At 60.3% G+C, this 21,598-nt stretch carries 22 protein-coding genes and 1 pseudogene; 5 read left to right on the forward strand and 18 right to left on the reverse strand.

Annotated features, from left to right (window positions below; translation table 11 throughout):
* Positions 1 to 36: 36 nt before the first annotated feature.
* The 3 genes from ACIQY3_RS29980 to ACIQY3_RS29990 all read right to left on the reverse strand — a co-directional run bounded on the left by ACIQY3_RS29980 (position 37) and on the right by ACIQY3_RS29990 (position 2,351).
* Positions 37 to 657: a 2-dehydro-3-deoxy-6-phosphogalactonate aldolase gene (locus tag ACIQY3_RS29980; RefSeq protein WP_403027148.1), complete on the reverse strand. Its 621-nt coding sequence runs from the start codon at positions 655 to 657 to the stop codon at positions 37 to 39.
* 19 nt (positions 658 to 676) lie between these two features.
* Entirely contained in the window at positions 677 to 1,669 is a 993-nt protein-coding gene (locus ACIQY3_RS29985; RefSeq protein ID WP_403027151.1) for a 2-dehydro-3-deoxygalactonokinase, read from the reverse strand.
* A gap of 199 nt (positions 1,670 to 1,868) precedes the next feature.
* Complete coding sequence (locus ACIQY3_RS29990; RefSeq protein WP_403027154.1) at positions 1,869 to 2,351, reverse strand: GNAT family N-acetyltransferase; 483 nt, start codon at positions 2,349 to 2,351, stop codon at positions 1,869 to 1,871.
* Positions 2,352 to 2,574: 223 nt separating this feature from the next.
* Here ACIQY3_RS29990 and ACIQY3_RS29995 point away from each other — a divergent pair, with 223 nt between their 5' ends.
* The 5 genes and pseudogenes from ACIQY3_RS29995 to ACIQY3_RS30015 form a co-directional block, all read left to right on the forward strand.
* On the forward strand, positions 2,575 to 3,228 hold the full coding sequence (locus tag ACIQY3_RS29995; RefSeq protein WP_403027157.1) for an HD domain-containing protein: 654 nt from the start codon (positions 2,575 to 2,577) through the stop codon (positions 3,226 to 3,228).
* 113 nt (positions 3,229 to 3,341) lie between these two features.
* Positions 3,342 to 4,544, forward strand: a complete 1,203-nt coding sequence (locus ACIQY3_RS30000) for an MFS transporter (RefSeq protein WP_403027159.1) — start codon at positions 3,342 to 3,344, stop codon at positions 4,542 to 4,544.
* Between the two features lie 84 nt (positions 4,545 to 4,628).
* A complete protein-coding gene (locus ACIQY3_RS30005) occupies positions 4,629 to 4,964 on the forward strand; it encodes a hypothetical protein (protein WP_403027162.1) in 336 nt (111 codons plus the stop codon).
* 53 nt (positions 4,965 to 5,017) lie between these two features.
* The gene (locus ACIQY3_RS30010) at positions 5,018 to 5,272 is read left to right on the forward strand and encodes a hypothetical protein (RefSeq protein ID WP_090186707.1); all 255 of its coding nucleotides are present in this window, start codon (positions 5,018 to 5,020) and stop codon (positions 5,270 to 5,272) included.
* Between the two features lie 94 nt (positions 5,273 to 5,366).
* Positions 5,367 to 5,495: pseudogene (locus ACIQY3_RS30015) on the forward strand (Rho termination factor N-terminal domain-containing protein); the annotation flags it as partial.
* Between the two features lie 144 nt (positions 5,496 to 5,639).
* Here ACIQY3_RS30015 and ACIQY3_RS30020 read toward each other — a convergent pair.
* The 15 genes from ACIQY3_RS30020 to ACIQY3_RS30090 all read right to left on the reverse strand — a co-directional run bounded on the left by ACIQY3_RS30020 (position 5,640) and on the right by ACIQY3_RS30090 (position 21,419).
* On the reverse strand, positions 5,640 to 6,635 hold the full coding sequence (locus ACIQY3_RS30020) for a DUF3829 domain-containing protein (protein ID WP_403027166.1): 996 nt from the start codon (positions 6,633 to 6,635) through the stop codon (positions 5,640 to 5,642).
* A gap of 310 nt (positions 6,636 to 6,945) precedes the next feature.
* Complete coding sequence (locus ACIQY3_RS30025) at positions 6,946 to 7,875, reverse strand: PfkB family carbohydrate kinase (protein ID WP_403027169.1); 930 nt, start codon at positions 7,873 to 7,875, stop codon at positions 6,946 to 6,948.
* Positions 7,868 to 9,334 (reverse strand): purine-cytosine permease family protein, encoded by a 1,467-nt coding sequence (locus ACIQY3_RS30030; protein ID WP_403027172.1) that lies wholly within the window; start codon positions 9,332 to 9,334, stop codon positions 7,868 to 7,870. Before ACIQY3_RS30030 ends, ACIQY3_RS30025 begins: the two co-directional genes overlap by 8 nt.
* Positions 9,335 to 9,567: 233 nt before the next feature.
* Positions 9,568 to 10,566 (reverse strand): ADP-ribosylglycohydrolase family protein, encoded by a 999-nt coding sequence (locus tag ACIQY3_RS30035; protein ID WP_403027175.1) that lies wholly within the window; start codon positions 10,564 to 10,566, stop codon positions 9,568 to 9,570.
* Complete coding sequence (locus ACIQY3_RS30040) at positions 10,563 to 11,276, reverse strand: GntR family transcriptional regulator (RefSeq protein ID WP_403027178.1); 714 nt, start codon at positions 11,274 to 11,276, stop codon at positions 10,563 to 10,565. Before ACIQY3_RS30040 ends, ACIQY3_RS30035 begins: the two co-directional genes overlap by 4 nt.
* 372 nt (positions 11,277 to 11,648) lie before the next feature.
* Positions 11,649 to 12,617, reverse strand: coding sequence for an L-arabinose ABC transporter permease AraH (araH, locus tag ACIQY3_RS30045; protein ID WP_054052214.1), 969 nt, complete (start codon positions 12,615 to 12,617; stop codon positions 11,649 to 11,651).
* Between the two features lie 12 nt (positions 12,618 to 12,629).
* Complete coding sequence (gene araG, locus ACIQY3_RS30050; RefSeq protein ID WP_403027180.1) at positions 12,630 to 14,171, reverse strand: L-arabinose ABC transporter ATP-binding protein AraG; 1,542 nt, start codon at positions 14,169 to 14,171, stop codon at positions 12,630 to 12,632.
* A 64-nt stretch (positions 14,172 to 14,235) separates the two neighbouring features.
* Entirely contained in the window at positions 14,236 to 15,240 is a 1,005-nt protein-coding gene (locus ACIQY3_RS30055) for a substrate-binding domain-containing protein (protein ID WP_403027183.1), read from the reverse strand.
* Positions 15,241 to 15,370: 130 nt separating this feature from the next.
* Positions 15,371 to 16,189: an SDR family oxidoreductase gene (locus ACIQY3_RS30060; protein ID WP_403027186.1), complete on the reverse strand. Its 819-nt coding sequence runs from the start codon at positions 16,187 to 16,189 to the stop codon at positions 15,371 to 15,373.
* 198 nt (positions 16,190 to 16,387) lie between these two features.
* Positions 16,388 to 17,263 carry an SMP-30/gluconolactonase/LRE family protein gene (locus tag ACIQY3_RS30065; RefSeq protein ID WP_403027189.1) on the reverse strand — a complete coding sequence of 292 codons (876 nt, stop codon included), beginning with the start codon at positions 17,261 to 17,263 and terminating at the stop codon, positions 16,388 to 16,390.
* A gap of 129 nt (positions 17,264 to 17,392) precedes the next feature.
* A complete protein-coding gene (locus tag ACIQY3_RS30070; protein ID WP_403027192.1) occupies positions 17,393 to 18,109 on the reverse strand; it encodes a FadR/GntR family transcriptional regulator in 717 nt (238 codons plus the stop codon).
* Between the two features lie 209 nt (positions 18,110 to 18,318).
* On the reverse strand, positions 18,319 to 18,879 hold the full coding sequence (locus ACIQY3_RS30075; RefSeq protein ID WP_403027195.1) for a DUF1285 domain-containing protein: 561 nt from the start codon (positions 18,877 to 18,879) through the stop codon (positions 18,319 to 18,321).
* 16 nt (positions 18,880 to 18,895) lie between these two features.
* Positions 18,896 to 19,501 carry a DUF4823 domain-containing protein gene (locus ACIQY3_RS30080; protein WP_054613866.1) on the reverse strand — a complete coding sequence of 202 codons (606 nt, stop codon included), beginning with the start codon at positions 19,499 to 19,501 and terminating at the stop codon, positions 18,896 to 18,898.
* A gap of 170 nt (positions 19,502 to 19,671) precedes the next feature.
* Positions 19,672 to 20,640: a GTP 3',8-cyclase MoaA gene (locus ACIQY3_RS30085; protein WP_403027198.1), complete on the reverse strand. Its 969-nt coding sequence runs from the start codon at positions 20,638 to 20,640 to the stop codon at positions 19,672 to 19,674.
* A 140-nt stretch (positions 20,641 to 20,780) separates the two neighbouring features.
* Entirely contained in the window at positions 20,781 to 21,419 is a 639-nt protein-coding gene (locus ACIQY3_RS30090) for a TetR/AcrR family transcriptional regulator (protein WP_008152317.1), read from the reverse strand.
* Between the last annotated feature and the right edge of the window lie 179 nt (positions 21,420 to 21,598).

The following is a 21,598-nucleotide window of genomic DNA, read 5'->3' on the forward strand; positions in this document are numbered from 1 at the left end:
TCTTGTTAGATGTAGCGCGCTCGGCGCCAAAAAGTCTTAACGCAGAGCGTTCCATGCGGCGACGTAGGCCTTGGCGTTAACCGCTACGTCCTCAGGCGTCATGCCCGGTTTGAACAACCCGGAACCCAAGCCGAAACCTTTGACGCCCGCGTCGATAAACACCTGCATGTTGTCCGGGGTGATCCCGCCAACCGGCGCCAGAATGGTCCCGGCCGGCAACACCGCGAGCCAGGCTTTTACAACGGCTGGCCCCATCTGTTCGGCGGGGAACATCTTCAGCACGTCGGCGCCTTCGGCCAGTGCGGCAAAGGCTTCGGTCGGCGTCGCGACGCCCGGCGACAGGAACAACCCCGCCGCTTTCGCCGCACGCAAGACCTTCGGATCGCTATGGGGCATGACGATCACCTGGCCGCCGGCCGCTTTCACTTGCTCGACCTGTTCCGGCGTCAGGACAGTGCCGGCGCCGATCAGGCAATCGGCGGGCAAGGTACTGCGCAGGATGCGGATACTTTCGTACGGCTCCGGGGAGTTGAGCGGCACTTCGATGACGCGAAATCCGGCGGCATACAGGACCTTGCCGATGGCCGCCGCCTCTGTAGGACGCAGGCCGCGCAGGATCGCGATCAGGCCGTTTTGCGCCAGGGCTTGCTTGAGCATGTCAGACCTCCAATCAGGTTTAACGAGATAGATGTTGTGAGACCAGTCCGGCGGCGACCGCCAGTTGCCACAACCCGCGCTCGGTGGCCTGCTCGGCCAACGTCACCTTGGCAAAACCGCAGGCGTCGAGGGCCCGGCTGTAGCGGGCGCAGAGTTGGGCATTACCGATGAGGATGATTGAAGGCAGGTGCACGCTGTTGCGGCGGCGCCGCTGAACGTTGGCCAGGGCCGACAGTTCATGGCCGATCAACAGGCCGGACAGATAATCAGGTTGGGCGGTGGCGCTGAGTTCGCCGGTCAGCCCGAGGCTGCGCGCGCTGAACAGCGTCGACAACGGGCCGATCTCGCCGTCCGCCGACAACGCCACTTGCACGCCACGGTCAAACGCCTCGCCATCGAACGACGCCGCTTGTTGCTGGGTGCGCCCGAGAATGCTGTGTTCACTGAGCACGGCGAAGATTTCGCCGGTCATGAAGGTGTCGAAATGCACGATGCAGCCGTCGGCCACTTCCACCCATTTCGAATGACTGCCCGGCAGACCAATCAACAGATCGTCGCCCTTGCCGCTCGGCAGCGTCTGCAACACCCCAAGGACCTGGGTTTCTTCGCCGCGCATCACATTCGGCAAACGCGAACGCTGAATCACGCCCGGCACGATGTGCACATCGACCCCGCGAAGACTGCGTACGGTTTGTAGGGAGTTTCCGAGATTGGCGACGTTGGCCGGCGTGTCCTGGTAGGAAGCTTCGCGCCAGCCCTGGGCGCTGCCGACCATACCGCAAGCGATCACCGGCAAGTCGGGTTGAGCGTCGAGCCAGTCACCGCAGGCCTCATCGAAGGCCAGTTCAAAACCGTCGGTGCATTCCTGGCCGTTGATGATTCGCGGCGTCCGGGGCAACTGCATGATCCCGGACGACAGCGAACGCTGTTCCAGCACCTGGCCACCCGCGGCGAGTTTGTAAGCACGTAATGAGGTTGTCCCCCAATCGAGCGCGATCAATTGCGCCAGCATCGCTTCACCTGTTTTGTTTATTGGCAGTGAGTGAGCTGGACTATAAACCCGGAGACGCACAAATCTCAATATATAAATATCACTCCCATATTATGGGACAAAGATAAAAAAAGACCACAGCCTTCGGCAGCTCCTGCAAGATCGTGTTTACACACGGTCCATGTAGGAGCTGCCGAAGGCTGCGATCTTTAAGGGTGTTTCAATTACCCTCGGCAAACTCCCGCAACACCGCCCCATCCATCCGATACCGCACCCATTCTTCCTGCGGCTGTGCGCCGAGGGATTTGTAGAATTCGATGGCTGGTTTGTTCCAGTCCAGCACGCTCCATTCGAAACGGCCGCAATCATTGGCGCAGGCGATTTTTGCCAGGTGGCGCAGCAGGGTTTTGCCGGCGCCGCCACCGCGTTGTTCGGGGGTGATGTAAAGGTCTTCGAGGTACAGACAGTTGCTGCCCAGCCAAGTGGAATAGCTGAAGAAGAACACCGCGAAACCGATTGGCAAACCGTCCCGCAAGCAGATCAGACCATGGGCGGTGGCGCCTTCGCTGAACAGGCTGCGCTCGATGTCGGCGACGCTGGCGATGACTTCGTGGCGGGCACGTTCGTAGTCGGCCAGCTCAGTGATGAACGCGAGGATTTGCGGTGCATCGCTGGGGGTCGCCGGGCGGATGTCGATCGTCATGGACGTGCCTTGTCAAAGTTGAAAACGCCATACTAAGGCGGCAATCGGTGCTCGTCACATGGGAAAGCAAAAAGTACCCTAATGTCAGCCCCACAGGGCTTTTGTGGGAGCGGGCTTGCTCGCGAAAGCGGCGTGTCAGTCAACATGAATATTGAATGATCCACCGCTTTCGCGAGCAAGCCCGCTCCCACACATTTAACTGCGCATGATCGCAAGGATGTCTATGACCTTCACCACTTTCGCACCACTGCAAACCCTCGCCGACACCCTGCTGCCCCATGCCCTGGAACCCTCGGAGGACGGCGCCCACGACCTGTCGCATTTGCAGCGGGTGTGGCACAACGTGCGCACGCTTCAGGCGCAAGAAGGCGGTGATCTGGAGGTGCTGCTGGCATCGGTGTTGTTGCACGACTGCGTGGCGGTGGAAAAGAACTCGCCGCTGCGCTCCCAGGCCTCAAGACTGGCGGCAGACAAAGCGGCGACACTGCTGACGACCCTGGACTGGTCCGACGCAAAAATCGCCGCCGTCGTTCACGCCATCGAAGCCCACAGTTTTTCCGCCAATATCGCCCCGACTACCCTCGAAGCGAAAATCATGCAGGACGCCGACCGACTCGACTCCCTCGGCATGCTTGGCGTCGCGCGAACCTTCTACATCGCCGGGCGCATGGGCAGTGCGCTGTACGACCCCCAGGACCCGGAAGCCAAGACCCGGGACTACGACGACAAGCGCTTTTGCCTCGATCACTTCCAGACCAAGTTGCTGCACCTGGCGGACGGATTCCAGACGGACACGGGCCAACAGCTGGCGCAGGTTCGCCATCAACGGCTCAAGGGTTTCATGGAGTTGTTCAAGGAAGAAATCGGCGTTGGCTGAAACCCCTTACTCCGGTCAGCACTAACCCTGGAATCAACAACCTCGGACCTAACGGCGACGCCTCCCATGGTAGATAGATAAACCGCATGTCTATCGGGTCAAGGAACCGCCTCATGTCTACCGCACCACCCCAGGTCTCGAGCAAGTTGTTCGGCCTGTTTTGTCTCGCCAGTTATCTGCTGTCGCTGTCCTACGGCTCGACGTTTTTGCTCTCGCTGCTGATCGGCTCCCGGGGCGGCAATGAGCATGACGCCGGCAGCGTGATTTCGGCGGCGATGCTCAGCACTTTTGCGGCGGTGATCGTCTCCGGGCACCTGTCTGACGTGCTCGGCGCGGCGCGTTCGATCGCGCTATTTGGCATTCTGCTGGTGGCCGCCAGCCTGGGTTTCGCGCTGACGCCGGGCTTCGGCAACCTGCTGCTGTTTTTCGGGCTGTTGCTGGGCCTCGGTTGGGGCGTGTTCTACACCCTGGGGCCGATCATCGTGGCGAGCCTGGTGACGCCGGCCCAACGGGCCAAATACTTTGCGCTGTTGTCCGGCAGCATGATGACCGGCATTGGCAGCGGACCGTTGCTGGGCCGCGCCGCCAGCGCCTTGGGCTATCCGGTAACCGCGGCGTTTTACCTGGCGGCGCTGGCCAGTCTGATCGGCGTGTTGCTGTTCTGGCGGTTGGATTCGCGACTCAAGCAAGCACACACGAATTCGGCCACCGTCTCGCGGATATCCTGGGGTGCAGCGAAGCAAGTGCTGTCGTCCAAAGCACTGTTCCCTATCATCATGATCGGCCTCGGCGGCTGCGTGTTCGGCGGGCTGTCGAGTTTCCAGACCAGTTACGCCGCGTCACGCTCACTGGATTACTCGTTGTTTTTCTTCGGCTTCATGGGCGCGGCGATCAGCAGCCGGATGCTGATCGCCAGTTTCGTGGTCAGGCGCGATCCGTTCCGCGCATCCTGTCTGTTGTCGGGACTGATGATGGCTTCGATTGTGATGTTCGGATTCGTGGTCGACAGCAGCGTCACCTATCTGCTGGCGACGATCATGCTCGGGGTCGGCTACGGCCTGACCTATTCGGTGATCAACGGCCTGGCGGCGAACGAAGCGCCGAGCGGTACCACCGCGCAAGCCTTGCTGCTGTTCAGCCTGTCTTACTTTATCGGCGTGTTCGGCTTCCCGCTGCTGGCCGGGAAGCTCATCGTCGAGCATGGGATGGCGACATTATTGTTTACAGTTTTGCTGATCGCCGCGTTGAACTGGCTGATCACCGTGGGCCGGCTGGTCTGGCGCAAAGCCATCGCCAAAAACCTGCAACAGGCCTGAACCGTTCGTCGTTCCTCAGGCACCAATCCAAATCGGGGGCGGACCAACATCAGGTAAGGACTCTAATAATCTGGAGACGACACCATGATCATGTCCCGCCTGACCGCCCTCGCTCTCGCTGCCCTGCTGTCCTCGGGTGCCTTCGCCGCCACTTCGCCGACCGGCACCGGGCCGACCGACCCGGTCGAAAAACCCAAGGCCCCCGCCATCCAGAGTGCGCCTGGCATGAACACCAACGGCTCGGGTATTGACAGCAGCCTGCCGCCAGCCACGGGCACCGATCCGCGGTTGCAAGGTAACGACGCTGGCCGTCAGGGTGGCATGAACACGCCGGATTCCCAGACACCTGATAACGCCGGCAGCGGCACGAGCTCGAAAACCACCACCGGTGGTTCGGGCTCCGAAGGTGCCGGCAAATAGTTCGCCCACGCGAGCGACGCAACACCCTATCCACATCCATGAAAGAGGTAACCATGAACGTCGATAAAAACCTGGAAAAAGAAGTCCTGACCCGCCTGCTGCACGCCCATCCGGGTGGTTTGGGCAAGGAGGTCCTGGACAATTACCGGGGGGAGAAAGTCGTGGCCAGTACCCTCGCCACTTTGCAGGATCGCGGATTGATCCAGCATGGCCATGTAACGTGCAATGAGGCCGGCGAGCATTCGCTGAACCTGCCGATCAAACTCAGCGCAGCGGGGGTTGAGGCGGCGCGTAAGCTGGACGTCTAACCGCAGCAAGATCAAAGAATCGCAGCCTTCAGGTGCACGCCATGCATCGCGGGCTGCGATTTTTTTTACATTCGTGAAGCCAGAAGAAATCCCCAACAGCAAGGCCTCGCGCGATACCCAGACTGTGGACAGTTTGCTGAAAGAAGCCCGGGCGAAGAAGATTCCGGGGCGGTCGGGGATGCGCAAGCAGGCGTTGATTGAGGCGTTGCGCAAGGCAGGCTAGCGATCAGGATGGATGTTGATTTTGAGGGCCTCTTCGCGAGCAAGCCCGCTCCCACAAGGGATTTGTGGCGAACACAGATCCTGTGGGAGCGGGCTTGCTCGCGAAGGCGTCAGATCAGACGCTGACAATCCTTCTGACGTGCATTCAGCACATCGGATGATTGAACCGGTTAATCACATTCGAGTAGTTACGGTTGTAGCGATTGGCCGAGTTGACGATGTTGGAACTGCGCATGTGTGCCGGCATTTTTGCCATCAAACCGGTTTCTTCACGCTTGAACACGCCGTCCTTGATGTCTTTGATCATCGAGCGGGACTGGCCAATGAATTCGTTGATTTCCAGCATGCCGCCGCTGCAACTCTTGCCGCTCTTGGCCGATTGCTCGGTAATCTTCTTATTCCAGCCCGCCGCGGCATCCGCGACCTGCGCCAGGGACTTTTCGAAGGCGTCCAGTGCCGTTGGGTCATTGGGGGCGGCGAACAATACGTTGGCATCGGCATTGTTGACTTTGCCGAAGTAGATCAACCCGGCGCGATAGTACGCAGCGGTGTCCTTGGGCGCCTTGTCGAACGCTTCTTTGGTCAGCGCCTGGTCACGATCGCTCAGCCCTTTGTAGAACGCCGCTTCTTTCTGCGCGACCAGCGTCAGCGCCCCCAGGTAATCCTTGCTCAACTGACGAGCCTTGTCGCCATTGTCGGCCAGGTAGCCTTTGGAGTTGGCGTAGTTATTCAATTCGTGGCTCAACGGTGACAACACCTTGAGCGAAGCGGAAAAGTCCTTGGCGGCGGCATCGATTTCAACAATCGGGGTATCGATGGCCGCAGCGGTATCCAGGTTCGTCGCCGAGCGATCCACGAGAATGTCGTTCTCGATGCGCATCGAGGTCTGCGCTTCCTTGCCCTGCAACAACGGCATTTGTTGCGTCAGGTAGTTTTCCCGGGCTTCCTGGAAAGACGTCGTCAGACTATTGGCCACATCGACATACAGGTTGTACTTCTCGATCTGCTGCTGTTCTGCGGCGCTTTGGCTTGGCCGCGCACTGGCGCTCGCGTCGGGCTTGTCGCCACAACCGGCCAGCAGCGCAAAGAAGGCGACAAGGGTCGCGCCGATCATCATCCGGTAATTCACTTTCTCTTCCATAAAAAGCTCTCTTCCATAAAAAAACGCGGCGGGCCATGCATGGCTTGCCGGGGAGTGTTCTGCGGGAGGGTTTGCAACGGGGAACTCTCTCCTTGAGCGTACGAAACTGGCCTGACTGATTGTCAGACGCTTCCCCCTTCCTGGGGGCGCGCATTGTGCGAATTTTCAGACGGGATAGCAAATGGAGGGCCGAAGTCCCTGTGGCGAGGGAGCTTGCTCCCGCTTGGGCGCGAAGCGGCCCTAAAAAGGGGCCTGCTGCGCAGTCCAACGGGAGCAAGCTCCCTCGCCACAGGGTTATGCCAGCGGCTGGTCAGTCACCAAATGTCTGGCGAATCAACGCATCCACCTCAGCCGCCCCCGGCGAAGTCGCCGGCCCCCACCGAGTGACCGCCAAAGCCGCCGCCGCATTCGCCCGCCGCGCCGCCTCAACCACCGGCAACCCTTGCGCCAACCCGGCCACAAACACCCCGGCATGGGCATCCCCGGCGCCATTGCTGTCGACCGCGTCAACCTCGAAACCCGGCACATGCTGGCAATCACCGCGCTGGCGAATCCAGCACCCCTGCGGCCCGTCGCGCACCACCATCAAAACATCCGACGGCAAATGATCGACCAACCGATCCAGCGCCTCGGCAATGTCCGACGCCCCGGTAAATTTCAACGCCTCGACGCCGTTGCTGGTCCACACATCAATCCGCGCCAGCAGCGCTTTCATCAGCGGCTCATCCGGCGAATCCACCAACGGCCCCGGATCAAAAATCACGTTGATGCCTTTCGGCAACTTCAGCACCCAATCCACCAGCGCTTGCGCCTTGCCAGCATGCAGCAGGCTATAACCGCTGACGTAGACATAGTCCCCCGCCTCCGCCGGCACACTCGCCAGGTCTTCAGCGCTTACGTCACCTTCAGCACCGATGTAGGAAATGAAACTGCGTTCGGCCGAAGCATCGGTCACCGCAACGCACAAACCCGTATCGCGCTCGGCCTTGTGAGCGATGCCGATGCGGATGCCTTCAGCCTTCATCGCTTCTCGGGCCAAATCACCAAAACGGCCCGTGCCATGGCGGCCGAGATAGACCACCGGCAAACCATTACGCTGGGCGGCAGCCATCACGTTGAACCCGCCGCCAGCTTCGAAGCTGGCGGATTGCGCCAGCACATCGCCGCCGGCTTGGGGCAGTTTATCCACGGCCATGACCAGGTCGATGATGACCTGGCCGGTATGCAACATCTTAGGCATGAGCATTCTCGATCAACGCAGCACGACGATCCTTGGCCCCGCCGAGTACAAAGTAAATCCCGCCAGCCACCAGGAACGTCACGATCCAGCCGAGGCCGTTGTGCCCCAGATACGAGTCGGACAGGAAGCCGCGAAACCAGATGTTTTCGGCGGTGGTGCCGATGGTGGTGAAGCTGAAGCCCAGCACAATCGCCAGTGCCCAGGCACCAAAGGCGCGCCATTCGATGCCGCCGCGATACCAATAGGCGCTGCTCGGGCTGACGTCCAGCAGGTCTTTCGGGCTGTAGTAATGACGGTGAATCAGGTCAACGACGAAGATCCCGACCCACGCGGTAATCGGCACCGCCAGCAGGGAAATAAAGGTGATGAACGGGCCATAGAAGCTGTCGGCAATCAGCATGAAGTAGATCGAACCGGCGAAGATCGCGACGATATCGACCACCACGGCGTAGACGCGAGGGACCTTCAGGCCAAGGGTCAACGTGGTCAAACCAGCGGAGTACACCGACAGGTTATTCGACAGCAGCAGCCCGCCAAACGCAGTGATCAGGTATGGCACGGCCATCCAGGTCGGCAGCATGTCGCGGATCGCGATGATCGGATCAGTGGCCTGGGCCAGGTCGTTGTTGCCCACCGACAGCAGGCCACCGAGGGTGATCAGCAGCACCAGCGGAATCCCCGCACCGAACGCGGCCGAGGCCACCAGGCGCACGGCTTTGACGCTCTTGTGCTGGTAGCGCGACATGTCGGCACCGGCGTTGGCCCAACCGATCCCGGTGCCGGCGGCCATGGTGCCGACGCCGATGATCATGGCGCTCAGCGGCGCCGGTGTGGCGTTGAACACCGCGCTCCAGTCGATGGTGGCGCACAGGAAACCGCCGACCAGGATGTTCAGCGCGCCGAACACGTAGGTCGCCCACTTCTGGATTACCAGCAAGGTGGCGTGGCCGAGGCCGGACACCGACAGGGTCAGCAACACGAAAATCGCGATGAAGATCAGCGTCAGCACCGGCGCGCTTTTCGCTTCCACCGGCGAGCCGAACAGGATCGAGCACAACGACAGCAACACGAACGCGGCGGTGGTGGTGTTGACGGTTTCCCAGCCCAGGCGGGACATCAGCGAGACCACGGTCGGGCCGATATTGCCGCGTACGCCGAAGATCGCTCGGGACAGGGTCAGGCTCGGTGCGCGGCCACGACGGCCGGCGATGGAGATGATCCCGACCACCGCGAACGAACCGGCAGCGCCAAGGATCGCGACGATGATTGCCTGCCAGATCGCCAGGCCGCGAAAGGCCACAAGGGTCGCGCCCAACGGCAGGCCGAGGATCGAGATGTTGGCGGCGAACCAGACCCAGAACAGTTGCAGCGGATGGCCGTTGCACTCGCTTTCCGGGACTGGTTCGATGCCACGGGTTTCCAGTTGCCCGGCGCTTGGCCCGGCGTTCGATGAACTCATGATGGATGCTCCTGTTGCCATTGTTTTGGTTGTGGGCAGTTTCGGAAGTCGACATAACATCCCGGCCATCCTGGCCGTATTCGTGCTTTCCGTTGCGGGTGAAAAAAATTGAGTAAGCGGCGCGCCCTTCGCGAGCAAGCCCGCTCCCACACTTGATCTGTGTCATGCACAGGATTTGTGTGCACAGCAGAGCCCCTGTGGGAGCGAGCTTGCTCGCGATGGGGCCCGTCCGATCAGCGCAGAGCCAACAGCCCCTGCACCAACGATTCCAGCTCCAGACCATTCACGGCTTTGACCTTCTCGATCATCGCCACCGGCCAGCTCTCCAGCCCCAAGCAAGCCCCGAGCATGGCGCCGAGAATCGCCGCGATGGTGTCGGTGTCGCCGCCCAGGCTCGCGGCCATGCACACGGCGTCGAAGGCGTTCATTTCACCGATGGCCACTTGCTGGGCCAGGGCAAACGACACCACCACCGATTCCTGCGAGGCCACCGAAGTGCCGATCACGTCGTAGAGCAAGTCAGCCAACAACGTCTTATCGCTGTCGATGCTGATGGTCCGCGCCCAACTGATCCGCGAGGCAATGCGTCCACCGGCAACCCAGTGGCCATGGCCTTCCGCTTGCTGGGCGATTTGCATGCCCAGGTTCAACGCCTCGCCGAGGTCCATGCCGTTGATTCCGGCCGAAACCACCGCCGCCACCGCCGCCGCGCTGGAAATCCCCAGCGTGGTGTTGTGGGTGACCTGGCAGGCCTGAACCACCGCTTTGATAAAGCGCTGCGGATCGGCGACGTCCGCCGCAATCCCCACCGGCGTGATGCGCATCGCCGCGCCATTGGTGGTGCCGTAGCGCCCCGCTTCTTCCGGTGAATGACCGGCGAGGATCATCTCGATCGCGCGTTTGGTCGAAGGGCCGAGCAAGTCCTGCGAGCCCTTGGCCTGCATCTCGGCTTCCCATTCGATCAATCGCTGGGCGAGCACCGACGGCTCGATCCGGCCTTCACCTTCGATCAGCAACTGGCCGACCAGGATCGCCTGTTCGGTGTCGTCGGTGATCGAGCCCTTGGGCATGTTGGCGGCGATCGGTTGATCGGGGCCGGCATCTTCCAGGTCGGTGATTTCGCCGAAGCGCGCCTTGATCTCGGCGCGGCTCAGGGATTGGGTCGGCATGCCCAGGGCATCGCCCAGGGCCAAACCATAGAACGCGCCCAAGGCACGATTGAGCGCGGTCACTTTGACTCTCCAAATTGCAGGTGCAGACGAAAATGTACCGGGTCGAGCAAGCTTTCGACCTGTTCCATGAACCGGCCCTGACGGTCGTACGTGGTGCGCAGGGCCTTGAGGAATACCGTGCCGAGCGGACGACCGAGCAATTCGGCGTCTTCGGCGTTCAACGGCTCGGCGCCGATCCACTGATCACCGCGTTCGCCGATGTAACCGTAGGCCGCCAGGGTGATAGTCAGCGAGTTATCGATCAGGCCCACACGCGGCAGACTTTCCAGGGTGCCGGTGGCGGGAATCAGTGAGCGTTCAAGGGACACCAGCGTGCCGTCATTGGCGCGGCGGCGACGGTCGAGGGTGATGAATTTGTCGGTGCCGAACCGCGACAGCAGGTCAGGACGACTGACCGCTTCAAGCCGCAGCACTTCGGTGTTGACCAGCGCCCCGCTGTCCGCGAGGGCTTGGGCCCAGCCGCTGCGCTGATCGAGCACCACACCGTCGAAGGTGACGATAGAGCCGACTCCGCTTTGCGTGGCAATGTAGTTGCGCCTCTTCAGTTCGGCCAGGGCTTCACGCAGCGTGCCGCGGCTGACCTTGAATTCTTGAGCCAACTGATGCTCGCCCGGCAACAGAAAGCCGTCCTCCATGAGGCCGCTTTCAATGCGCCGGATGAGCTCATCGACCACCCGTTGTTTCTTGTCAAATCGAACCTGTCTAATCATGTACAAAGTGATAACCGAAACAGGGTCGGGCGGGCAAGGGATATTTTTGGAGGGGCGACGGGAGGTGGGCTTTTGATCAGAAGGGTGTCAGATAAATCCACCCCTCACCCCAACCCTCTCCCCAAGGGGTAGAGGGGGCTGACCGAGGTGTTTGATGGATTTACTGCGACCTGAAAGTCCGAGTCGAACTCCAGACCTGAAAGGCGAAAGCCTGAGTAGAACTTCAGACCTGAAAGGCGAAAGCCTGAGTAGAACTCCAGACCTGAAAGGCGAAAGCCTGAGTCGGGCTCAGGCTTGAAAGGCTTGAAGATCTGCTCCCTTTCCCCCTCGCCCCTCTGGGGAGAGGGTTGGGGTGAGGGGTGGCTCTTGATCTCAGCGTTGTTTTAGACGGTCAATCACGACGGCCAACAGCAGAATCGATCCGCGAATCACATACTGATAAAACGTATCGATGTTCTTCAGGTTCATCGCATTCTCGATGATCGCCAGAATCAACACCCCGGCAATCACATGCCGGATCATGCCGATCCCGCCGCTCAGCGACACCCCGCCCAGCACGCACGCCGAAATCACGGTCAGTTCAAACCCCTGGCCAATCATCGGCTGGCCCGAGGTCATGCGCGACGCCAGGATCACCCCGGCCAATGCGCCGATCAAACCGTGTACGGCGAAGATAATGATCTTGGTCCGGTCCACGTTGACCCCGGCCAGCAACGCCGCTTCCTGGTTACCGCCGATGGCCATGGTGTTGCGCCCGTAGGTGGTGTAGTTCAGCAGCCAGCCGAAAAACAGGAAGCAGACGATGGTGATCAGGATCGGCACCGGCACGCCGAACAACTGGCCGTTACCGAACACGAAGAACTGTTCCTGGGACACGCCCACCGCTTTGCCGTTGGCAAAAATGTACGCCAGGCCCCGCACGATCTGCATGGTCGCCAACGTGGTGATCAACGCATTGACCCGCAACTTGGCGATCACAATCCCGTTGATCAGGCCAACAATTAGCCCCATGAACAGCGCCGCCGCGACACCGAGGAACACACTGTCGGTATCGCGCATCACCACCGCCGCGACCACACCGGCGCAGGCAATCACCGAACCCACAGACAAGTCGAAGTGCCCGGACGCCAGGCAATACAGCATGGTGCACGCGGCGATCCCTGTGGTGGAAATCGCCAGGCCCAGACCGCGCATGTTCAGTGGCGACAGGAAGTTGTCGATCAGCAACGTGCAGGCCACGAAAATGGCGATGGCCGCCAGCAGCATCACCCAGTCATCGAGAAAACGCCGCAGGTCCAGGGGTTTGCGCTGGGTGGGCAGAGCGTTGTTTTGGATGGTCATCATAGTTACCTCTCAGTTCGCCACGCCGTCAGCGCGTTGGCGCGGCAAAGCCAGTTGCAGCAGGTTGGATTCATTGGCCTCGTCGCGGGACAGCTCGCCGCGCATCGCGCCTTCGCACAGCACCAGGATGCGGTCGGAAATGCCCATGACTTCCATCAAGTCGCTGGACACCACGATCACCGCGATACCACTGGCCGCAAGGTTATGGATGATCTGGTAGATCTCGGCTTTCGCGCCGATATCGATGCCGCGGGTCGGTTCGTCGAGCAGCAGGACTTTCATCGGCATCGACAACCAGCGACCGAGAATGGCCTTCTGCTGATTGCCACCAGACAGGTACATGATTTTCTGCGACGCGCTCGGCGTCTTCACTTTCAGCGCAGCGATCTGCTTGTCGGCGTTGCCCTTTTCCCACAGGCCGCGCAACAGACAACCGAAGGTGGAATGGGACTTGCGCGCGCTGATGTTGATGTTCTCGGCAACGCTGGAGAGCGGCATGATGCCCTCCTTCTTGCGGTCCTCGGGGCACAGCAAAACCCCGGCGGCAATCGCATCGCGCGGCGAACGCAGTTTCAGTTCATGGCCGCGCAGCTCCAGGCGTCCGGCGGTGTTGCGGGTCAGGCCGCTGAGCATGCGGAACAGCTCGGTGCGCCCTGCCCCGACCAAACCGAACAGCCCGAGGATTTCGCCTTTGTGCACCTCGAAACTCACCGGCTCACGCAGGCCCGGCCCGAGCAAACCGTCGACTTTCAACGCCACCGCGCCACGCTGACGCGGTCGGTAATCGTAGATGTCCTGGATATCGCGACCGACCATGCACGTCACCAACTGATCGTGAGTCAGTTCGCTCATGTTCTCGAAGGTGCGCACGAAGCGGCCGTCCTTGAACACCGTCACCGCGTTGCAGATGCGGAACACTTCTTCCATGCGATGGGACACGTAGAGCACCACTTTGCCCTCGTCCCGCAGGCGACCGATGATCGCCATCAAGCGATCGATCTCCCGGGCCGAGAGGCTGCTGGTCGGCTCGTCGAACGCAATCACATGGGCGCCACGGGACAACGCCTTGGCGATTTCCACCAATTGCCGCTGGCCGAGGGACAGTCTTCCGACTTTCTCTTGGGGATCGATTTCATCCGCCAAGCCCTTGAGGCAGGCCAATGCTTGCTGGCGCAAGGTACTGCGATTGATCAGGCCGAAACTGGCCGGCAGGTGCCCGAGGAACAGGTTTTCTGCCACGGTCATTTCCGGGACCAGATGCAGTTCCTGGTGAATCACCGCGACGCGGCTGGCGATGCTGTCGGCGGTGGACTTGAAGGCCATCGTCTGCTCGCCGATCTGCAGGTCGCCGCTGCTCGGGATGTACGCGCCGCCGAGGATTTTCAGCAATGTCGATTTGCCGGCGCCGTTCTCGCCCATCAAGGCATGCACCTGCCCCGGATGCGCGACAAAGCTGATGCCGTCCAGCGCCTTCACCCCGGGAAAGGTTTTGCCGATCCCGTTGAAGCGCAAGCTGCCGCCGCGGTGTTCTTGTGTTTGTGTTTGCGCTTGCATAACCACCTCATCACACAGATCAGGCAGCCCCGTCGCCAGGGCCGCCGATGAAATCAACCGGCCTTCAGTTCCACAGGCCGATCTTTTCCAGTTCCTGCTTGAAGTTCTCGCGAGTGATCAGCGTCACGTCGTCCATGGCGGTGTATTTCGGCGGTTCTTTGCCGGTGGTGACCCACTCGTACATCATCGCCGCGGTGTTGTAGCCCTCGATATGCGGGCTTGGCAGCATCGAGCCGAAGAAGCCGCTGTTAGGCTTTTTCAGTTCGCCAATGGCGTCGGTGCCGTTGATACCGATGCCGATCACGTTGGCCGCAGTAAACCCGGCGCTTTCGGTGGCGCGCACGCCGCCCAGCACGGTGTTGTCGTTCATGCCGCCGATGATCAGGTTTTTCGCGCCGCTCGGCAGTTTCACCAGGGCCGAGTTGGTGGCGTCCATGCTGCCCGGTACGTCGAGGGTTTTCTGCGCGGTGAAGAGGATGTGGTCTTTAGGGAAACCGGCATCTTCCAGAGCCTTGGCCGAACCGTCGGTGCGTTTCTTGCCGGTGTCGAGTTCGTTGAAGGTGTTGATGACGGCGTAAGTTTCTTTCCAGTCCCAACCGCGTTTTTTCGCTTCGGTGGCCATGGCAGTGCCTTGTTTCTGGCCGACTTCAAACGCGGCCATGCCGAGGTACGGCACGTCTTCCATGAATTTGCCGTTGGCATCGACAAAACGGTCATCGACCGCAATCACTTTCAAACCATTGGCCTTGGCTTTGGCGACGATGGCTGGGCCGAGTCCGACGTCCGGCGGGCAGATCACGAAGCCCTTGGCGCCGTTGGCGGCCAGGCTGTCGATGGCGGAAAGGGTTTTCTCGCCGTCAGGCACGGCGATCTTGATCACGGTGAAGCCTTTGTCCTTGCCGGCCTTTTCGGCGAAGGCCCATTCGGTCTGGAACCAGGGCTCTTCCGCCTGCTTGACCAGAAAACCGATTTTCACTTGCTCGGCCGCCAGCAGCGAACTGCTCAGGCTGACCGCCGTGACCGCCAAAGCGGCACAGCACAGGGAACGGATCCCAGGACGACGATTCATAAGCTGACTCCTTGTTATTTTTTTTGAGCGTTATTTTGAAAGCCGATGCAGCGGTCAAGCGTGTAGCCAAAAGTCATATCGTATGATGATTGGATTCCAGGCGGAGTTCCGCGTCTGAAATCCCATTTGCTCAGTCGTGGTACATGACCGAGCGCCCACCATCGATGGTGATGCATGACGCATTGATGAACGGCGCTTCATCACTGGCCAGAAAAACCGCAGTCATCGCCACTTCCATCGGCTGGCCGATGCGACGCGGCGGATGCAGATCAAAAGCCCGCTGACGTTCGGCCTGGGGGTCGGCAAAACCGTTCCAGTAATCGACGTTCAGTTGGGTTTCGATGTAGCCCGGCGCGATGGCGTTTACGCGAATGCCCTTCGCTGCGTACTCGATGCCGAGGGCGCGGGTCAGGCCGAGCAAGCCGTGCTTGGCCACCGGGTACGGGAAGCAGCCAGGAATAATGTGGGAAGAATGGGTCGAGGCGATGTTGATGATGCTGCCGATGCCCTGCTCGATCATCTGCGGCAACACGGCTTTGCAACCGAACCAAGCGCCGTCCAGATCGATGGCGAAGCAGCGGCGCCAGTCTTCCTCGGTCATTTCCAGCGGATCGCGGAACACGTTGACCCCGGCGCAGTTGACCAACACATCGATGCGGCCGTGGCGTTCGACGGCCAATTTGGCCATGGCGTGCAGGTCTTGCTGGTTGGACACGTCAGCCTTGATCGCTTGCACGTCAAAACCTTTGTCCCGCCAATGGGCCGCGACTTTCTCGACTTTTTCGCCCTGGATGTCGCTGATGATCAGCCTGGCTTGCTGGCAGGCAAACGTCGCAACGATGGCTTCGCCGATGCCTTGAGCCGCGCCGGTGAGCAGCACGACTTTGTTTTTCAGTCGTTCGCCCTTCGGCGGCTCGGGCACGGGCGGCAGGGAAAGAGGCTCAGCCATGAATCCCAGCTCCCTTTTTCAGGCACGACAAAAACCGGGCATCTGTCGATGTCCGGTTGAAAAACTGTTTAGAAAATCCCTGCATCACTTCACCTGTTTTGTTTTTTTAAGTGTGAGTGCGTGTAACCAATGGAGCCGACTATAAACCCGACCGCCAAATAATCTCAATATATAATTTTACATCCCATATTTTGGGATTTATCCAGCAAACCTCGTACAGATTTTTCCGGGCACATCGACCCGAATCGACAGCACTGCGCCGTCCAGTGGATGGTTGAGCGGGCTCGCGGCGCTGGTGATGTACAGGGTTTGCAAGTCTTCGCCTCCGAATACGCAACTGGTGGGGCGGCTGACCGGTAATTCAATCACTCGATCAACCTGCCCTTCCGGACTGAGCCGAAGCAGGCAACTGCCGTCCCATCGGGCGTTCCACAGATAGCCCTGGGCATCCATCGCCGAACCATCGGGACCGCCCCGTTCGTGGGGGCCGAACCAGACCTGGGCCGGGTCGAGGCTGCCGTCGGTGCGGATGAAGTGCTGATAGAGCGTGCGGTCGAGGCTGTCGGCGAAGTACAGGCGGGTCGAGTCATCACTCCACAACAGGGTGTTGGGAATACCCAATCCGCGCAGCAGCGGCGTGACCCGGGCATCGCGATCAATGCGGAACAGGCCACCGGAGCGACGCACGATCGGCAAGTCTTCGCCGTTCTCGCCGATGTTGTTCTGCATGGTGCCGAGCCAGAGCCGGCCTTGCGCATCGCAACGGGCTTCGTTGGGGCGATTGCCCGGTTGCGGATCGGCGACGCAGAGCAAGGTCAGGCGCGGTTCCAGGCCGGGGGAATCCAGATCCAGCCGATAGACGCCGCTGCTCATCGCCACCAACGCATCACCGCTTTCGCAGGGAATGAAGGCGGACACGTGTTCCGGCATCTGCCAGATCTGCACGTTGTTGCCGATCAGTCGCAGCGCCTGTTTGCCGGCGATGTCGACCCAGTAGAGTGCCTGGGTCGGCGCATCCCAGAAGGGGCCTTCACCGAGCTGGGCGCGGTGTTCGGTAACGGCAGTCCACGTCATGAAACCTCCTTCTTTATTGCTTTTATGTGGGAGCGGGCTTGCTCGCGAAAGCGGTGAGTCAGTCAACATAATCTTTGAATGCTAAATCGCTTTCGCGAGCAAGCCCGCTCCCACAGGGAATGTGTGTGGTCAGCTGGCTTTTTTGTCGGCCATGACTTGCGGGTAGAAACGCTTGATGGCCAGGTCGGCGTTGTCGATCAGGGTCATGCAGGCCCACACACCCCGCGCGGCATCCCGGGCAGCGATGGCGTCGGCCATGTCTTTGTGGATCGGTAGCGTGCGGCGGAGTTCATCCGGGTCGGCGGCGGAGACTTCGAACGACACCGCCAGCAGCGCGCCGAGGGCCGGGACCATTTGCTCGATGAATTGATTGTGGCTGGCGGCGAGGATGCATTCGTGGAAGAACTGGTCGGCGCGGTTGTAATCGATGCCGCTGTCCACGGCGCGCTCCAGTGCGTTGTAGGCCTGGAGGATCGCTTGCACCTGGTCGACAGTGGCGCGTTCGCAGGCCCAGCGCACGGCCATGGGTTCGATGGTGCGGCGCAGGTCAAGCAAGTCGTCAACGAAGTTTTCCGGCAGGCCGCTACGGGACAGCCAACCGACGACTTGCGGATCAAACAGGTTCCAGCGCTTTATCGGCAGAACTCGTGTCCCGACCTTCGGCCCGACTTCGAGCATGCCTTTGGCGACCAGGGTTTTGATGGCTTCGCGAATTACCGTGCGACTGACCCCGAGCTGCTGGCCCAGGTCGGCTTCAACCTTGATGGTTTCGCCGGGCTTCACCTGGCCGGCGGCAATCCAGCCACCGAGCCAATCGACCGTCGACGCATGAAAACTGCTGGACATGAAAACCTCGAAGCTGGGACGGCGAAAAGCCGTTCGCGATGGAGGCCCACGCTAATCATCATACGATTGGGTGTCAATTCGAATTTCGCGCGACACACACAAAACCAATGTGGGAGCGGGCTTGCTCGCGAAGGCGGTGTGTCAAACAACATCTCCGTCGCCTGACACGCCCTCTTCGCGAGCAAGCCCGCTCCCACATTTGGATTTGCTTAGGGCTCGAGACCGATGGGGAAGAACACCCCGCCACTCCACACACCCAACCAGCGCTGCCCGTCGATCTCACGACTGACCGCCAGTTCCACCAACTGGTAGAACACATTGCGATGGATCAGCGCTTCAAGGTTGGTCCGTACGTGCACATACGGCGCAGGTTCCTGGGTCACCGGATCAATTACCACGCGGATAGGGTGTTCAGCGCCCGCCTCCGCTGTCTCTTCGACGTTGGTGGTGAAGCGCAGCAGTTGAGCTTCGCCCTCGCCTTCGACATCCACGGCAATCGCCACGAACGGCGCGTCATCGACCTTGATCCCGACTTTCTCGACCGGGGTGATCAGGAAGTATTCATCGCCGTCGCGGCGGATGATGGTGGAGAACAGCTTGACCATCGGTTTGCGCCCGATCGGCGTGCCCAGGTAATACCAGGTGCCGTCCCGGGCGATGCGCATGTCGATGTCGCCGCAGAAGTCGGGGTTCCACAAATGGACCGGTGGCAAGCCTTTGGTCTTGGGGATTTGCCCCAGCAGGTCGTTGGCTTTTTGCGGGCCACTCATGGCGATCTCCTTTGAATTACTGGTCGCTGAGCCCCAACAGGCTACGAGCGTATTGCTCCAGCGGCGGGCCCAGCAGGTCTTCTGGCTTGGTGTCGTGGAACGTCAGTAAACCGCCACGACTCTTGATCCGTGCAGTATCGATCAAATACTGGGTGCTGGTCTCGATCAACATGATCTGAATCACGCCGCTGTCGATTCCGAGGCGATCCACGGCTTCCTGGTCGAGCCATTCGTCCGAGTTGCCGATGCGGTCGTCAGCCTTGGCAAACCGTGTGTAGAGCAGGTAATGCGCACCGGCGGCCCGGGCTTCGCCCATGGCGGCATCGAGGCCTTCCGGCGCACGCGCGCGGCGGACCATCGGGAAGTATTCGATAAAGCCGTCGAAGGCCTCTTCCGCCACCACGTTCGGTCGCGGATAAGCACTGCCCGGCGGCGCGAAGGCACCCTGGGCGATGTAGATAAAGGAGTCCGGCTGAATGCGGAAGTTGTTCACGCGCTGACTGTTGCTGTGATCCAGCAGCCCCGCGTCGCTCATGTGGTAGCGAACACCTTCGCCCATGTCGCTGACATTCATGCAGCCACCAAGCGCCAAAACGGCCAGCAGCAAAACCAGGCTACGCATCCTACCCTCCAGAAGCCGGTGACGGAAAACCGGCGAATGGGCGTTGGATGCAGCTTCCGCGCCAGCTCAGGAACATCAGTGTTTTATAGATCGCTTTCGCGAGCAGGCTCGCTCCCACAGGGGAATGCATTTCATCTGTGGGAGCGAGCCTGCTCGCGAATGAGGGTGTATCAGCCGCCGATAATTTTCATGATGGTCGCCCCGCCGGAGAACGCCACTTCCTGCTTGTCTCCCAACGCTTTCACCAGCAATCGCTGCAACGCCGGCAGCGCCTGATGACGCGGTTTGTCCAGCAAGTCGCCGACATAGTGGCGATTGCTCGACGACAGGCAGCCATGCAGCCAGCCCGTGGACGACAGCCGCAACCGCGAGCAGGTCCGGCAGAACGGCACGCTTTCGTTGGCGATCACCCCGAAGTAGCCCTGCCCCGGGATCTCGTAGCGCACCGCCGTGGCATCCACCGGCGCGTTGGCTTGCAGGTATTCGTAACGATCGCCGATCAGGCTCAGCAATTGCTGAAGGCTGACGAACTGTTGCAGGAAGGCGTTGTTGTCGCTGGCCAGGTGGCCCATGCGCATCAGCTCGATAAAACGCAGCTCATAGCCGCGTTCCAGGCAGTAATCGAGCAGCGGCATCACCTGATCCAGGTTCTGCCCACGCAACGGCACCATGTTGACCTTGATCTTGATCCCGGCTGCCGACGCCTGGTCCATGCCGTCGAGCACCGTCGCCAGATCACCACCGCGAGCAATGCTGCGGAACGCGCTGGCGTCCAGGGTATCGAGGGAAACGTTGATGCGCCGGATGCCGGCATCCAACAGCAGCGGCAGTTTTTTCGCCAGCAACTGGCCATTGGTGGTCAGGCTGATGTCTTCGAGCCCCATCTGACCGACGGCGGTCATGAAGGCTTCGAGTTTGGGACTGACCAGCGGCTCGCCGCCGGTGATGCGCAACCGTTCGATGCCCGCGGCTTCGATCAGATACGCCACGCCGCGCGCCATGGCCTCGGCCGACAGTTCATCCTGCGCAGCGACCAGCCGCTTGCCGTTCGGCACGCAGTAGGTACACGCGTAATTGCAGGCTGAGGTCAGGCTGATCCGCAAATTGCGAAAACGCCTGCCTTGACGGTCAACGATCATGGATCACTCCGGCAGAAGAAGTTTCGGGACCGCTAAAACTTGACTCACAAATCAAGTTTTAGCAATACCTAAGCCTGAGTATATTCCTGCGGTACTGCGCCATGTAGCTAAATAATGGCGCAATCAGCCAGCTGAATGGCTCAGCTGCTCGGCGTGTCGGTGTCGCGCTTGCGCTTGTTGCCCATGCGTACGCCAATGTCCATCAGGAACTGGAAGAAACCTTCCTGATCTTCCAGCACATTGCTCCAGAACGGCGAGTGATACAGCGCCACGGCGCCATGCACCAGCGCCCAGGACGCGCAGTAATGGAAGTACGGCGGCACGTCTTCGAGCTTGCCTTCGCTGATCCGGCCCTTGATCAGCAGAGTCAGGCGTTCGAAGTTCGAGGCACGGATCTTGTGCAGCTCCTCGACCATCTCCGGCACCTGGTTGCCCTTGACCACCTTTTCTTCCAGGCGATCGAACAAGCGGTAGCGTTGTGGATCGCGCATGCGGAATTCGAAGTAGGCCCGGGACAGGGCTTCCTTGTCCTTGTCGACATCGGCGGAATGCAACAGCTCGTTCAAATCGCGCTCGTAGTCGAGCATCAGGCGCAGATAAATCTCGGCCTTGGATTTGAAGTGCTTGTAGATCGTGCCTTTGCCGATACCGACGGCATCAGCAATCATCTCGACGGTGACACTGTCTTCACCTTGGTCGAGGAACAGCTTGAGCGCGGTATCGAGAATTTCTTGCTCGCGGCGACGAAACTCACGGACCTTACGAGGTTCTTTATGCATAAGAAAAGGTCTGTAGGGGTCAAAATTCGAAGCCGCGTATTATGCCTAACTTGCGCAAAAATGCACGGATCATCCGAGCATATCTGTGTTTCTTGATGATTTCACGCAAGGTCGCCGGTTGATGAGAACTCTTCCGAAGCGGGCGTATTCCAAAATTGTTTAAAAACCGGGGCGGCTAA

Origin of the sequence: Pseudomonas sp. NPDC096950, assembly GCF_044762525.1 — a bacterium.
Lineage (GTDB): Bacteria > Pseudomonadota > Gammaproteobacteria > Pseudomonadales > Pseudomonadaceae > Aquipseudomonas.

Bases quoted from the DNA above. Each gene is read 5' to 3' on its own strand.
- ACIQY3_RS29980 (WP_403027148.1), bottom strand. From the start codon at position 657: ATGCTCAAGCAAGCCCTGGCGCAAAACGGCCTGATCGCGATCCTGCGC.
- ACIQY3_RS29985 (WP_403027151.1), bottom strand. From the start codon at position 1,669: ATGCTGGCGCAATTGATCGCGCTCGATTGGGGGACAACCTCATTACGT.
- ACIQY3_RS29990 (WP_403027154.1), bottom strand. From the start codon at position 2,351: ATGACGATCGACATCCGCCCGGCGACCCCCAGCGATGCACCGCAAATC.
- ACIQY3_RS29995 (WP_403027157.1), top strand. From the start codon at position 2,575: ATGACCTTCACCACTTTCGCACCACTGCAAACCCTCGCCGACACCCTG.
- ACIQY3_RS30000 (WP_403027159.1), top strand. From the start codon at position 3,342: ATGTCTACCGCACCACCCCAGGTCTCGAGCAAGTTGTTCGGCCTGTTT.
- ACIQY3_RS30005 (WP_403027162.1), top strand. From the start codon at position 4,629: ATGATCATGTCCCGCCTGACCGCCCTCGCTCTCGCTGCCCTGCTGTCC.
- ACIQY3_RS30010 (WP_090186707.1), top strand. From the start codon at position 5,018: ATGAACGTCGATAAAAACCTGGAAAAAGAAGTCCTGACCCGCCTGCTG.
- ACIQY3_RS30020 (WP_403027166.1), bottom strand. From the start codon at position 6,635: ATGGAAGAGAAAGTGAATTACCGGATGATGATCGGCGCGACCCTTGTC.
- ACIQY3_RS30025 (WP_403027169.1), bottom strand. From the start codon at position 7,875: ATGCCTAAGATGTTGCATACCGGCCAGGTCATCATCGACCTGGTCATG.
- ACIQY3_RS30030 (WP_403027172.1), bottom strand. From the start codon at position 9,334: ATGAGTTCATCGAACGCCGGGCCAAGCGCCGGGCAACTGGAAACCCGT.
- ACIQY3_RS30040 (WP_403027178.1), bottom strand. From the start codon at position 11,276: ATGATTAGACAGGTTCGATTTGACAAGAAACAACGGGTGGTCGATGAG.
- araH (WP_054052214.1), bottom strand. From the start codon at position 12,617: ATGACCATCCAAAACAACGCTCTGCCCACCCAGCGCAAACCCCTGGAC.
- araG (WP_403027180.1), bottom strand. From the start codon at position 14,171: ATGCAAGCGCAAACACAAACACAAGAACACCGCGGCGGCAGCTTGCGC.
- ACIQY3_RS30055 (WP_403027183.1), bottom strand. From the start codon at position 15,240: ATGAATCGTCGTCCTGGGATCCGTTCCCTGTGCTGTGCCGCTTTGGCG.
- ACIQY3_RS30060 (WP_403027186.1), bottom strand. From the start codon at position 16,189: ATGGCTGAGCCTCTTTCCCTGCCGCCCGTGCCCGAGCCGCCGAAGGGC.
- ACIQY3_RS30065 (WP_403027189.1), bottom strand. From the start codon at position 17,263: ATGACGTGGACTGCCGTTACCGAACACCGCGCCCAGCTCGGTGAAGGC.
- ACIQY3_RS30070 (WP_403027192.1), bottom strand. From the start codon at position 18,109: ATGTCCAGCAGTTTTCATGCGTCGACGGTCGATTGGCTCGGTGGCTGG.
- ACIQY3_RS30075 (WP_403027195.1), bottom strand. From the start codon at position 18,879: ATGAGTGGCCCGCAAAAAGCCAACGACCTGCTGGGGCAAATCCCCAAG.
- ACIQY3_RS30080 (WP_054613866.1), bottom strand. From the start codon at position 19,501: ATGCGTAGCCTGGTTTTGCTGCTGGCCGTTTTGGCGCTTGGTGGCTGC.
- ACIQY3_RS30085 (WP_403027198.1), bottom strand. From the start codon at position 20,640: ATGATCGTTGACCGTCAAGGCAGGCGTTTTCGCAATTTGCGGATCAGC.
- ACIQY3_RS30090 (WP_008152317.1), bottom strand. From the start codon at position 21,419: ATGCATAAAGAACCTCGTAAGGTCCGTGAGTTTCGTCGCCGCGAGCAA.